The 11,633-nt window shown below is 69.6% G+C and carries 12 protein-coding genes and 1 pseudogene; 6 read left to right on the top strand and 7 right to left on the bottom strand.

The genetic code is table 11. The features are described from left to right. The first annotated feature begins 47 nt into the window (after window positions 1–47). Together ACZ8ZB_RS00360 and ACZ8ZB_RS00355 are read left to right on the top strand one after the other, a co-directional pair. On the top strand, window positions 48–350 hold the full coding sequence (locus ACZ8ZB_RS00360) for a hypothetical protein (protein ID WP_470735662.1): 303 nt from the start codon (window positions 48–50) through the stop codon (window positions 348–350). A 138-nt stretch (window positions 351–488) separates the two neighbouring features. Beyond that, a complete protein-coding gene (locus tag ACZ8ZB_RS00355; protein ID WP_470735710.1) occupies window positions 489–1,211 on the top strand; it encodes a transposase in 723 nt (240 codons plus the stop codon). On the opposite strand, the gene ACZ8ZB_RS00350 is transcribed toward ACZ8ZB_RS00355, so the two are convergent. Both ACZ8ZB_RS00350 and ACZ8ZB_RS00345 read right to left on the bottom strand, forming a co-directional pair. Continuing rightward, entirely contained in the window at window positions 1,117–1,566 is a 450-nt protein-coding gene (locus tag ACZ8ZB_RS00350; protein WP_470735709.1) for an SCO4402 family protein, read from the bottom strand. The genes ACZ8ZB_RS00355 and ACZ8ZB_RS00350 overlap by 95 nt on opposite strands. A gap of 16 nt (window positions 1,567–1,582) precedes the next feature. Next, window positions 1,583–2,532 (bottom strand): annotated as a pseudogene (locus ACZ8ZB_RS00345) (IS630 family transposase). Window positions 2,533–3,215: 683 nt separating this feature from the next. On the opposite strand from ACZ8ZB_RS00345, the gene ACZ8ZB_RS00340 reads away from it, so the two are divergent. From ACZ8ZB_RS00340 to ACZ8ZB_RS00325, 4 genes are all read left to right on the top strand, one after another. Next, complete coding sequence (locus ACZ8ZB_RS00340; RefSeq protein WP_470735708.1) at window positions 3,216–3,710, top strand: hypothetical protein; 495 nt, start codon at window positions 3,216–3,218, stop codon at window positions 3,708–3,710. Between the two features lie 48 nt (window positions 3,711–3,758). Further along, the gene (locus tag ACZ8ZB_RS00335) at window positions 3,759–4,508 is read left to right on the top strand and encodes a DsbA family protein (RefSeq protein ID WP_470735707.1); all 750 of its coding nucleotides are present in this window, start codon (window positions 3,759–3,761) and stop codon (window positions 4,506–4,508) included. Then, window positions 4,505–5,371 (top strand): cytochrome c biogenesis CcdA family protein, encoded by an 867-nt coding sequence (locus ACZ8ZB_RS00330; protein WP_470735706.1) that lies wholly within the window; start codon window positions 4,505–4,507, stop codon window positions 5,369–5,371. Before ACZ8ZB_RS00335 ends, ACZ8ZB_RS00330 begins: the two co-directional genes overlap by 4 nt. 417 nt (window positions 5,372–5,788) lie before the next feature. Continuing rightward, window positions 5,789–7,237 carry an MFS transporter gene (locus tag ACZ8ZB_RS00325; protein WP_470735705.1) on the top strand — a complete coding sequence of 483 codons (1,449 nt, stop codon included), beginning with the start codon at window positions 5,789–5,791 and terminating at the stop codon, window positions 7,235–7,237. A gap of 121 nt (window positions 7,238–7,358) precedes the next feature. Here ACZ8ZB_RS00325 and ACZ8ZB_RS00320 read toward each other — a convergent pair whose 3' ends face one another. From ACZ8ZB_RS00320 to ACZ8ZB_RS00300, 5 genes are all read right to left on the bottom strand, one after another. After that, on the bottom strand, window positions 7,359–7,934 hold the full coding sequence (locus ACZ8ZB_RS00320; protein ID WP_470735704.1) for a rhodanese-like domain-containing protein: 576 nt from the start codon (window positions 7,932–7,934) through the stop codon (window positions 7,359–7,361). A gap of 184 nt (window positions 7,935–8,118) precedes the next feature. Beyond that, the gene (locus tag ACZ8ZB_RS00315) at window positions 8,119–8,856 is read right to left on the bottom strand and encodes a sulfite exporter TauE/SafE family protein (protein WP_470735703.1); all 738 of its coding nucleotides are present in this window, start codon (window positions 8,854–8,856) and stop codon (window positions 8,119–8,121) included. Then, the gene (locus ACZ8ZB_RS00310) at window positions 8,853–9,218 is read right to left on the bottom strand and encodes a rhodanese-like domain-containing protein (RefSeq protein WP_470735702.1); all 366 of its coding nucleotides are present in this window, start codon (window positions 9,216–9,218) and stop codon (window positions 8,853–8,855) included. The genes ACZ8ZB_RS00315 and ACZ8ZB_RS00310 overlap by 4 nt, the downstream gene beginning before the upstream one ends. Window positions 9,219–9,254: 36 nt before the next feature. Beyond that, entirely contained in the window at window positions 9,255–10,619 is a 1,365-nt protein-coding gene (locus tag ACZ8ZB_RS00305; protein ID WP_470735701.1) for a rhodanese-like domain-containing protein, read from the bottom strand. A gap of 301 nt (window positions 10,620–10,920) precedes the next feature. After that, window positions 10,921–11,550: an isochorismatase family protein gene (locus tag ACZ8ZB_RS00300; RefSeq protein ID WP_470735700.1), complete on the bottom strand. Its 630-nt coding sequence runs from the start codon at window positions 11,548–11,550 to the stop codon at window positions 10,921–10,923. Window positions 11,551–11,633 lie beyond the last annotated feature (83 nt).

Here is an 11,633-nt window from a genome sequence, read left to right as displayed (position 1 = left end):
TCTTTATGCCCGTCGCTGGCGGCGGCAGGTGTGGCAGCATCACCGCCATGTCTTTGCTGACCTGGGACTACGACGGTGATCCGTACTGCGCTCTCACCACCGAGACTGGTGCGGGTGAGGGCCGGACCACCCATTTCGAGCTCAGCGAGGCCCGCATGGTTCCGGGCAGAGCCCCTGCCATGCCTGCTTCACCAGCTCCCGGACCGGCAGCCGTGACAGTGGTTGCCTACGCCCCCGAGGAGGAGAAGCCGGCAGAGGTCTTCTTCGACGAGACGCAGACACTGCCGTTCGCCGTCTTGCAGCACTTCGTGGCGATCATCGCCTCACGGTTGGCAAGCACGGGATCGTAGAGCAGCCGTCCTGCGGCACAGCAAGCCCTTGAGCCGACATCACGAGTTCAAGTTCAGTACGAGGACATCCACCGCCTGCTGGAGAAACGCTGGACGATCAGCGCCATCGCCCGCCGTCTCAACCTCGACCGCAAGACCGTGCGCCGCTTCCGCGACACTGCTCTCGACGAGCTGCTGGCCTCCGCCCGCGAGCGCCGCCCCAACGGCGTCCTGGAGCCGTTCAAGGCATACCTCAACGCCCGCTTCGCCGAAGCCCAAGGCCAGGCCAGCGGCACCCAGCTCTTCCTGGAGATCCAGGCTCGCGGCTATCGCGGCAGCCGCCAGGTCGTCCGCAAACACCTCGACGCCCTCCGCGCGGGCACCGCTGAACCGGTCCGGGCCGACATCCCGAGTCCCCGGAAGATCACCTCGTGGATCATGCGGCCCCGGGAGACGCTCACCGAAAGCCAGGACGAGCGGCTCCTTGAAGTCCGGCTTGCCTGCCCGGACATCACCCGGGCCTGCGACCTCGCTCGGGCGTTCGCCGACATGGTCCGTCACCAGCGCGGATACCTACTGCTGGAGTGGATCCGACAGGCCGAGCAGGATGCACCGAAGCCCATGGAGGGCTTCGCCGGCTTCCTCCGCCAGGACCTCGACGCCGTCACCGCCGGTCTCACCCTCCCGTGGAGTTCAGGCGTCGTCGAAGGACACGTGAACTGGGTGAAAACGCTCAAGCGGGCTATGTATGGCCGGGCCTCGTTCGAACTCCTCCGGAAGCGCATCCTCACCCAGCCGTCGATGCCCCCTCAGCGGGCCGCTGGCGGTGAGGGAGGTTTAGCTGTTCATGCAGGAGAGCCGCAGCCTGGAGGTCATTGGTGACCATCATCTGAGCCAACCTGCCCGCGACTGCGATCACGTTAGTCCAGGCTGGAGCATCCAGATAGACCTCGTCCGGGGCACCGCGACCTACTTCTTCCTGCACGGTCGAGTAGACCTCGCCCAGCTCCTTCATGAGCGCGACTTCCTCCTCGGTCCGCAGGCTCTTGCCCAGCCACGGTGCGGGATCGTCTGCGTTGCAAAAGTCGTCGAACAGCACGGTGACTACGTAGTCCAGGTCCTCGAACTCCTCTGGCCGCAGCCAGACATCGCGTTGCCACGAGGGACTCGCAAGAGCGAGAACCGCTGGTACAGCATGAAGTCGGAAGACCGGGAACTCAATGCCGTGATCCGTCACGTCCCGAGCCTATTGATCAGAAACTCATGGGGTTCTCGTCCAGGACGTAGCGGACGTGTGGGCCGCCGAAGTAGCCGCGGACGATGTGTGACTGGCGTTGGCGTCTGCGGAAGAAGCGGCGAGTCTCTGCGGCGAGTTCGGCCTGGTCCCGAGCTCGGTGCTGCTTGGGCAGGCTGTGTTTGAGGTCGGCGTTGACCAGCTCGTCGGGGTTCAGCTCGGGCGAGTACGGGGGCAGAAAGTGCAGCTCGACAGCCTCGGGGTGGGCAGCGAGCCAGTCCCGGACCTTCTTCGAGCGGTGCGCGGAGTGCCCGTCGACCACGAGATGGACCTTGTGGTCGAAGTGACCGGCCAGCCGGTCCAGGAAGCGGCACATCACCTCGGCGGTGAAGGACTCGGTGAAGACCATGAAGTGCATCCGGCCTTGGTGCTGATCGCCGACATCGCGTTCACCGAGAACCGGTTCCCGCTCCGCCGCACCACGGGCGTCCTGCCCTTCTCGCCCCAGGTGCGGCCGGTGACCTGGTCGGATCGGATGCCGACCTGGTCGGCGAAGAGGATCTCACCGCCTTCGGCCTTCGCGCGGATTTTCGGCCAGGTCTCCTGGTGCCAGCGGCGCACGGACTCCGGGTCCTGCTCGACGGCCCGTTTGCCCGGGCGCTGGAAGGACAGCCCCCACCGCCTCAGGTACTTGCCCACCCCCGGTTCGGTCAGCCGCACCCGGTATAGCTTCACGATCAGCTCGCCCACCAGCCGCCGCGTCCACAGCTGCCCGCTCAGCCCCACGTCACAGGGGCGGTGATCGGGGACCGCCTGCCGCACCGCTTCCTGCTCGGTCTCGCCGAGGACCTGGTGCACCCCGACCGGCTTGCCCCGCGGCCGCATGACCAGCGCCTCCCGGCCGCCGGCCTGCCACTTCGCCCACCACTTGTCGACCGCCTTCAGCGACACCCCGAAGACCGCCGCCACGTCCTCACGGTCCCGCCCCGCCACCAACGCGGCCACCGCCCGCAGCCGCAGGGCCTCCTGCGCCGACGGCGACAGATGCCGCGCGTCCCCCACCAGATCGCTCACACACCACCAACGACCCAGAACCCAAACCGTTTCGGATCAATAGTGGCCAGGACCAGGATGGCAAGGACACTTTCTTCGCCGGTCTGGACGACCAGGGCCCGGAGCGAATGGCCTAGGGTGGCCATGTCCATGAACAGGGCGCAGGAGCGGTGATGAGGCGAGCAGTACACGGGCGGGCGCACGCTCGGTTTCGTGGTGTGCTGGCTCTGCTCGTGGGCGTGGTGGCGCTGTTGTGCGTCTTCGGGCACGTGGAACGTGGAGCGTCGGACACACCGCCGTCCATTGCGGAGCACGTGCACGTTCCCACCGTTGCTGAACCGTCGGACGGCGCAGCGGCGCCGTGTGGCAAGAAGGTTATTGCTGATCATGGTGCGCAGCGGGCCGAGAATCCTCCGCCGTCTGCTTCGTGCCCTGGTCCTGCATCCCCGTACACCGTTTCCGCACCTTCCGTGTCACAGCACTCCGGTGTGCTGTCGGGGGGCCCGGCTCCGCCGCCGACGACACTTCACTCCGTCCTACGGATTTAGACCGGCCTGTTGGCCGTGTCCCTGAATCCTCGGAGAACGGAGTTCTTCAGCATGTCCTCTTCCTCGCGTTCATGGAGCCGGGCGGGTGCGGCACTGCGTGGTTGGCGATCCCGGCAGTGGGCTGTGGCGGGCGTCGGTGCCCTGGCCACGGCGATCCTGGTCGGCGTGCCTACCGACGTGGTGCCCAATCCGCTGTTCGGCCGGTCGGTCCCGGTGCAGTGGTGGAACTACCCGGCCCTTGCCGTCACGGCCGTCCTGGCCGGCATCGTCCTGAGCACCTACGTGCGCCGGCCCTCGTCTTCCCCGGAACCGAAAGCCGAAGACGGCACCCGTTTGGGAGCGATCGGCGGGGTGCTGTCCTTCTTCGCCGTCGGCTGCCCGGTCTGCAACAAACTCATCCTTGTGCTCCTCGGAGCTTCCGGCGCCCTGAGCTACTGGGCTCCCCTGCAGCCGCTGCTGGCCTTCCTGTCGGTGGGGCTGCTGGCGGAGGCCGCGCTGCGCCGCTTGTCCTTGCAGACCGCGTGCCCGGTCACGGCTTCTGCCTGATCTGCGGCCGGTTCTGCACCCTTTCCTCCTCAACACCTGAGGTGTCCCATGCCTGGATCCCCCCTGTCCTCGTCCCGCCGCAGCCGCAGGCGGACCATCGCGGCCGTCGCGGTTCTCGCCGCCGCCGCGGTGACCGCGGCCTTCGCCCTCACGCTCGACGATTCGGACAACCGCAACGAGAAGGCCGACGAGCCCGCGGTGGTCACTGAATCCGCTGTTCCCGCGCCCGCTGCCGAGAGCCTGCTCGCCCTCGCCCGCCGCGATCCTTCCGACCCGCTGGCCTTCGGGCGTGCGGACGCCCCGGTGGTGATGATCGAGTACTCCGACTTCCAGTGCCCGTTCTGCGGCCGGTTCGCCCGCGAGACCAAGCCCGAACTGCTGCGCTCGTATGTGGACAAGGGAGTCCTGCGCATCGAATGGCGCAACTTCCCCGTCTTCGGCGAGGAATCCGAGCAGGCCGCGCTGGCCGGCTGGGCGGCCGGACAGCAGAAGAAGTTCTGGGAGTTCCACGACGTCGCCTACGGCAAGCCGCGCGAACGCAACGCCGGCGATTTCGGTGCCGAGAACCTCATCGCCATGGCCCGCGAGGCGGGAATCACCGACATCGAGCGGTTCCAGGCCGACATGGCCTCCGACCAGGCCCGCAAGGCCGTGCAAAAGGACCAGGAGGAGGGCTACGTCCTCGGCGTGACCAGCACTCCGGCGTTCCTGATCAACGGCAAGCCGATCCTGGGGGCCCAGCCCACGGCCACCTTCGAGGAAGCCGTCGAGACGGCGGCGAAGGCGGCCGGGCGATGAACGGGGTCGGCCTGGCGGCGGCGTTCCTCGGCGGGCTGCTGGCCTTGCTCAGTCCGTGCAGCGCACTGCTGCTGCCGGCCTTCTTCGCCTACTCCTTCACCAGCCGCACCCGGCTGCTGGCGCGTACCGGCCTGTTCTACATCGGGCTGTGCACGACGCTCGTACCGCTCGGCGTGGCCGGCTCGTTCGCCAGCCGCCTCTTCTACGGCCACCGCGACACCCTGGTGACCGTGGGAGGGTGGACGGTCATCGCTCTGGGCGTGGCGCAGATCGCCGGGATGGGCTTCGGCTCCCGCCGGATGGCACGCGCCGCGGGCGGACGCCGTTCGGGCTCGGCACTGTCGGTGTTCGCCCTGGGAGCGGTGTACGGGCTGGCGGGATTCTGCGCGGGACCGATCCTCGGCTCCATCCTGACCGTGGCAGCCGTGGACGGCGACCCCCTGCACGGCGGTGTACTGCTCGCCGTCTACGCCCTGGGCATGGCGGTTCCGATGTTCGTGCTGGCGTTGCTGTGGGACCGGTTCGATCTGGGCCGCAAACGCTGGCTGCGCGGCCGGACCTTCCAGGCGGGGCCGGTGGCCCTGCACAGCACCGCTCTTCTCGGCGGCCTGTTCTTCATCGCTCTCGGGGCGGCGTTTTTGGCCTTCGACGGCACATCCGCGCTGCCGTCGGTACTGAGCACCGATACCGAGTTCGCCCTGGAGGAACGGCTGTCCGATGTCGGCGCAGCGGTGTCCGACCGGCTTGTCCTGCTGGTCCTGGCCGGTGTGGCGGCACTGGCCGCCCTGCTGGCGCTGCTTTGGCCGGCCAGCAGGCGGGAGCCGCAGTCACCGCCGGAAACGGTGCCGGCCGCACGCGAGTGATTGTTCGCTCCAGAATACCTCCAGGGGGCATTGGGAGTGGCTGAACGGGCGGCCTCGGCCGCCCGCGGCGGGGCACGCACGCGCCTCCTCGTGCGTGGCCATGTGCCGGCCCGGTCTTCCGGTTCTCCTTCCGGCGTCCGGGCCTGCCCGGCTGCCGGGACCCCTGCGTTCCCTCGACTCCGCCAGGAGCGGGCCGCAGATGTCCGCCGCTCAGGGCTGGTCCGCCCACCCCGGTGATCGTTCTGCCCCCGTCATGCCTCCGGGCGCCTCACCTCCCGAGTGGAATACCCCCCTCCCGTATGTGTTTAGATACGGGAGGGGGGTATGTGATCGGTCGGGTGACCGCAACGGCGGTCAGGTGTCGTGACCACGCGCCGACGACTGGAAGCCTTGCGTGTACCGAGTGAAGGAGACAACGTGACAACGGCGACGAAGCAGCGGGCCGGAATGATTCCGCTGCTGGTCATCGCGACCGCTCAGCTGATGCTGGTGCTCGACGACTCGATCGTGAACATCGCGCTGCCGAGCATCCAGCGGGAGTTCGGCGTGACGGCGGAGCACCTGCCCTGGGTGGTCAACGCCTACATCCTCGCGTTCGGCGCGCTGCTCCTGCTCGGGGGCCGGATCGGCGATCTGTGGGGACGCCGCCGCACCCTGCAGTTCGGTATCGTCGTCTTCGTGATCGCGTCCCTGGCAGGGGGGCAGGGGCAGAACGTCACGATGCTCGTCGTCGCCCGTGCCGTGCAGGGCATCGGAGCGGCGCTGACCGCCCCGAACGCACTGGCGCTGATTGCGACCAACTTCCCCGACCGCAAGATGCGCGACCTGGCGCTCTCCCTCTACGGGGCGATGTCCGCGCTCGGCATCGTCGTCGGACTGCTCCTCGGCGGTGTGCTGACCGACCTCCTCGACTGGCGGTGGGTGTTCTTCATCAACATCCCGATCGGCCTGCTCGTTCTCCTCGGCAGCCGCACCCTGGTCGCGGCAGACCGTCACCCCGGCCGGGTCGGCACGGTGGGTGCCGTACTGGGCACCGGCGGCATGGTCGCGCTCGTCTACGCGATCACGCGGTTCGGCGAGGACGGTTTCACCGACCCCGTAGCGCTGGTGCTCCTCGCGGCAGCAGTCGTACTGCTCGTCGCGTTCGTCCTCACCCAGGCCCGCAGCTCCAGCCCTTTGGTGCCGCTGAGTCTGTTCAAGGACCGCAACCGTTCCGGCGCCTACCTGACCATGCTGCTGCTGGCCATCGGCCCGATGGGCACGTTCTACGTCATCACCCTCTACCTCCAGCAGGTCCAGCAGTTCAGCCCCCTTCGCACAGGGGTGGCATGGCTGCCGTTCGCCGCCGGACTCGTCCTCGGCGCCGGCGCCGCCCCGAAGCTCCTGCTGAAGATCGCCCCTCGCTCCGTGGCCGCTCTCGGTGCGTTGCTGGGCGCGCTGGCCGCGTTCTGGTTCTCCGCGATCACCGTCGACACCGGCTACTGGCTGCACCTGGCACCGGCGATGTTCGTCCTCGCACTCGGTTTCGGTCTGGGCGTGCTCGCCCTCACCCAGGCCGCGGTCTACCGCGTCGACGCGGACAAGGCCGGGATCGCCTCGGCCCTGCTCAACTCCGCCCAGCAGATCGGTGTCGCTCTCGGCCTGGCCGTACTCGCCGGGGTCGCCGCCACCGTCACCGCGCAGCCGGAAAGGGCCGCGCGGGGCACCGGAGAGGCACTGGTCGCCGGATACGGCACGGCCCTGATCGTCGCCGCAGGCGTCCTCCTCGCCGCCGGCCTTCTCGCGCTCACCACCCTCAGCGCCCACCCGGCCACAGAGCAGGACACGCCTGAGCCGGCAGGCACGAACACCACGCAAGGAAACTGACCGAACACTGCTCGCGCGCCGGAATCGCTCTGAAGTGATCATTCGATCGGGGTGCCTTCGGTTGCACGCTTGACATGCGTTGAGGAGGGAACCGGATCCGGCCTCCTCCTCAACGCATGGTTCAGCGGTTGCGCAGTGCGGTCAGGGTGTTGTCGAGGTCGGCGGCGCGGGGGCGGTTGTGGGGCAGCTTGGCGAGTATGGCGGCCATGCCGCAGGTGTTGGTGAGGGCGGAGAAAACCAGGCCGCCCGCGATGCCGGCGGAGAGGAGCTGGAAGGCGGGGTGGACGGCGAGGCCGAGCAGCAGGCCGAGCAGCACGATTACTCCTGCGGTGAGCCTCACCTGCCGCTCCATGCCCCAGGTGGCACGCGGGGAGCCCTGGGGGCGGTGCAGCTCGTGGCCGTCGGCCGCCCAGGCGCCGGTGCCTCCCGTCAGAGTGGCGGCGGGGACGCCGTGCTCCGCGAGGATCCGGCGGGCGTTCTCGGAGCGGGCACCCGAGGCGCAGACGACCAGGACGTCGCCGCGCTCGGCGGCGTCCCGGAGGTCGGGCAGCGCACGCTGGATCTGGTCGAGGGGGAGGTTGAGCGCGCCGGGGAGGTGACCTCCGGCGTATTCGCCCGGGGTGCGCACGTCGACGACAGTCAGTTCGTGCAGGCGGGTGCGTGCCTGGTCGGTGGTGAGGGCGGTGGACGTGGTCATGGCAGAGGTCATCCTTGCGTGTCGATGGTGCCCCCGGCGGGGGTCCTGTTGTCGTGAGGGGTCGGAGGGAGCTTGAGCTGACGGGAGCCGGACCGCGGGCCACAGCGGCGTCCGGTCGGCATCGGAGTGGGCCGCCGGCGCGGTGCGGGGCAGGAGGAAGAACACAGCCGACGGGCCTTGCGTCTCAGACGATCACGTCGGCGAGCATGAACGCCGCCACTGCCAGCAGGAGACCGGCGAAGATCTTCTGGAGGGTGGTGCCGGAGATTTTCGCCGCGAGGCGTTTGCCGTCCCAGGCGCCGAGGATCGCGGCTCCGGTGAAGGGCCCGATGACCTCCCAGTGGAGGCCGGTGCCGGTGCGGGCGGCGAGCGCGGCGAGCGAGTTCACGGTGATGACGAGCAGGCTGGTGCCCACCGCCTGCCTCATCCGTAGTCCCAGAACGCTGACGAGGGCGGGCACGGCGAGGAACCCTCCACCGACCCCGAGAAGCCCGGTCACGGCGCCCAGTCCGGCACCGGTACCGGCCGCCTTGCCGGGACGGATCCGGTGCGGCGGCTCGGACGCGGACGGACGCAGCATGCGCAGGGCCGCCAGCGCGGCGATGAGTGCGAACGCCGCGGTCAGTACCGCCTGGGGCAGACGTCCGGCGGCGGCCCCGGTGAGGAAGGCGGGGACGATGCCCGCCGCGGCGAACAGCGCCCCCGTCTTCCACGCCACGTTCCCGTCGCGGGTGTGGGCGTACAGGGCGGTGGCGGAGGTGGCGGTGACGATGATCAGGCTGGCCGTGGTGGCGGCGGCCGGGGTGAATCCGAGCAGGTAGATCAGTGCCGGCACGGCAAGAACGCTGCCACCGCCGCCGAGAGCTCCGAGGGCGAGACCGATGACAGCCCCGGCGACGAGGGCGAGAACCAGTACGCTCACGCTGTCTTGCCGCTGTTCCCGCGTGCGTCGACGACCGGGTGCCCGGCGGCGGCCCACGCGTTCATGCCGCCCTCGACGTCCACCGCCTGCGCCCCGCGTCCGGCCAGGAGTTCGGCCGCCCGCTGGGAGCGGTGACCGCTGCGGCAGATCACCACCAGCCGACGCCCCTGCGCCTCGGTGGGCAGGGCGGCGCCGGCGGCCAGTTCCGTCAGCGGTACGTGGACGGCGCCCGGGGCGTGGCCCGCGGTCCACTCGGGCTTCTCACGGACATCCAGCAGGACGGCCTCGGGCTGATCGCCGCTGGTGCGGCTGTGTGCCTCGTCGACCGTGACGCGGTCCCCGGCTCGGGGGAAGAGGGACATCACACGCTTCCTTCCTTACAGGCAAAACGGCCGCTCTCAGCCGGAGGTCAGGGGCAGCCCGGCATCCGCGGCGGCGTCGAAGCCGTCGTCGACGGCGACCACGTCGCGGCCGGCGGCATCCAGCAGGGAGGCGGCGATCGCCGCACGCATTCCACCGGCGCAGTGCACCCACACCGTCCCGTCCGGCACCTCGCCGATGCGGCCGTGCAACTCGTGGATCGGGATGTGGACCGAGCCGTCGATGTGAGCGCCCGCACGCTCGGAGTCCCGGCGCACGTCCAGGACGACCACGTCCTCGCCGCGCTCGCGGACAGCGGCGAGGTCGGCGAAGCGGGCGCGGGGGAAGGAGACGAGCCGTTCGCCCTCACGGACCCAGCCGGCCGGGTCGCCGGTGGCGGCGGCGGCCGGGCGGTCGATGCCCACCCGCGCCAGCTCCCGCTGCGCAGCGCTGATCTGCTCCGGGGTGTCGGCGAGCAGGGTGACGGGCCTGCCCCACGGGATCAGCCAGGCCAGGTAGGTGGCGAGCTTGCCCTCGCCCTCGAAGTTGAACGACCCGGCCACGTGCCCCTCGGCGAACGCCACACGGTTGCGCAGGTCCACCACCCACTCGCCCGCGGCCAGCCGGGAGGCGATCTCTTCGGCGTCCGCGCGCTGGGGCGGGGTGAGGTCGACCGGGGCGGGACCGGCGGCGTTGGCCGGGCCCATGTGCGTGTAGTAGGCGGGCACGTCGTCCAGCCCGGCGAGCATCTGCGCGACGAAGGTGTCCACGTCCAGGGTCAGCGCGTCGTTCGTCTTGCGCTCCTGGCCGATCGTGGTCGTATCCCCTTCGGCCTGGGAGGAGGAGCAGAAGCTGCCGAAGCCGTGGGTGGGTAGCACCGGGACTTCGTCGTCCAGCTCGTCGGCGAGCCGGTTGGCGGAGGCGTGCTGGGCCCGGGCGAGCTGCTCGGTCAGCCGCGGCTCGACCAGGTCGGGGCGGCCCACGGTGCCGATCAGCAGCGACCCGCCGGTGAACGCCGCCACGCCGCGTCCGCCCTCGGCGAGAGCGTAGGAGGTGTGGTGCGGGGTGTGCCCGGGGGTGGCGATGGCGCGCAGCACCAGATCCCCGTCGACCGTCACGGCGTCACCGTCGGCGACCGGAGTGTGAGGGAAGGACACGTGCGCCCCGGCCGGTACGAGGTACTGGGCGCCGGTGGTGCGGGCGAGCTCCAGGCCGCCGGTGACGTAGTCGTTGTGCACATGGGTCTCGGCCACGAAAGCGATGCGCACCCCGCGGCGGGCCGCTGCGGCGATGATCTGGTCGATGTCGCGCGGCGGGTCGATGACCACCGCCGTGTCGGGTCCGCCGACCAGGTAGCTGCGGTTGCCCAGACCCTCGAACTCCAGGGTGTCGACGAAGAACACGGCTCTCCACTCCTCTCGAACGGTGTACCCAGGGGGGTATCTGTCACTCACACTAACACCTATACCTGGGGGGGTATTCCATCGATCGGAGCCCACTTCTGGCAGCCGTCGGGCAGGCCGCTTCTCTGCAGCACTCACGGCCTGATGGTCAGCGGGCCTGCCTTTGGGTGGCGGCCGCCTGGTGACTGCCGCGTGCGACGGGAAAGGGCGGGGCATGCCTGACGCACGGCCCGCCGGGGTGAGAGCGCCACGGCCTCGTCCTGGTGCGAGGCACTCTCACCCTGTGCAGCGTGGAGTGCCGTCAGTGAGCGGCCAGACCCTGCGTGGCCGAGGTGACGAGGTCGCTCTTGGGGAGGGGGTTTTCGTCGGTGACGGCCGCTGCCCAGGCGTCGGTGGTGGTGACCGCGGCCCAGTTCGAGTGCAGCAGCGTCATCAGGGTCTCGTGCACCTGTCGCGCGGAGGCGGTGCCTGCCTCGTTGGCGATGTGGATGGCGCCGGTCGCGTCGGAGAGGACCTCGATCGTGAAACCGAGGGGCTCGGCCGCGGCGGAGGTGGACAGGACGCAGTTGTTCGTCATGTAGCCGACCAGGGTCAGCGTGTCGATCTCGTTCTCCCGGAACCATTCGGCAAGTCCGGTGGCGGTGAAGATGTCGGAGTAGTTCTTGACCACTCGCTTGGTCATGGAGCCGATGCGGCGCTCCACCTCCGGGTGGTTCTCCCAGCCGGGCGAACCGGCCGTGAAGACCGGGGTCCCTTCCGGGTACTCGTGCTGGACGGCGACGACGGGCAGGTCCGCCTGAGCGGCGATGTCCAGGGCGCGCAGGATGTTCTTCAGCGATTCGTCACGGGGCGGGTACTGGATGTTCAGCGGTCCGTCGAAGTACTCCTGCTGCACGTCGATGAGGACAAGGGCGCGGCGTGGGGCGGTCAACGTTCTCTCCTGTTTCTGGTGGGCACGGCGCGGACGGCGCCGTGGACTCCATCCTCATCGGGCCGCAGCCGCTACAGTGAGTG

This window comes from Streptomyces sp. 12E, assembly GCF_055633275.1.
Note: the sequence above shows the minus strand (reverse complement) of the source record. Positions and strands in the feature narration are given on the sequence as shown.

What these genes read in the sequence shown, in the direction of transcription:
- ACZ8ZB_RS00340 (WP_470735708.1), top strand. Translation starts at nt 3,216, where the DNA reads ATGTCCTCTTCCTCGCGTTCATGGAGCCGGGCGGGTGCGGCACTGCGT.
- ACZ8ZB_RS00335 (WP_470735707.1), top strand. Translation starts at nt 3,759, where the DNA reads ATGCCTGGATCCCCCCTGTCCTCGTCCCGCCGCAGCCGCAGGCGGACC.
- ACZ8ZB_RS00320 (WP_470735704.1), bottom strand. Translation starts at nt 7,934, where the DNA reads ATGACCACGTCCACCGCCCTCACCACCGACCAGGCACGCACCCGCCTG.
- ACZ8ZB_RS00310 (WP_470735702.1), bottom strand. Translation starts at nt 9,218, where the DNA reads ATGTCCCTCTTCCCCCGAGCCGGGGACCGCGTCACGGTCGACGAGGCA.
- ACZ8ZB_RS00360 (WP_470735662.1), top strand. Translation starts at nt 48, where the DNA reads ATGTCTTTGCTGACCTGGGACTACGACGGTGATCCGTACTGCGCTCTC.
- ACZ8ZB_RS00330 (WP_470735706.1), top strand. Translation starts at nt 4,505, where the DNA reads ATGAACGGGGTCGGCCTGGCGGCGGCGTTCCTCGGCGGGCTGCTGGCC.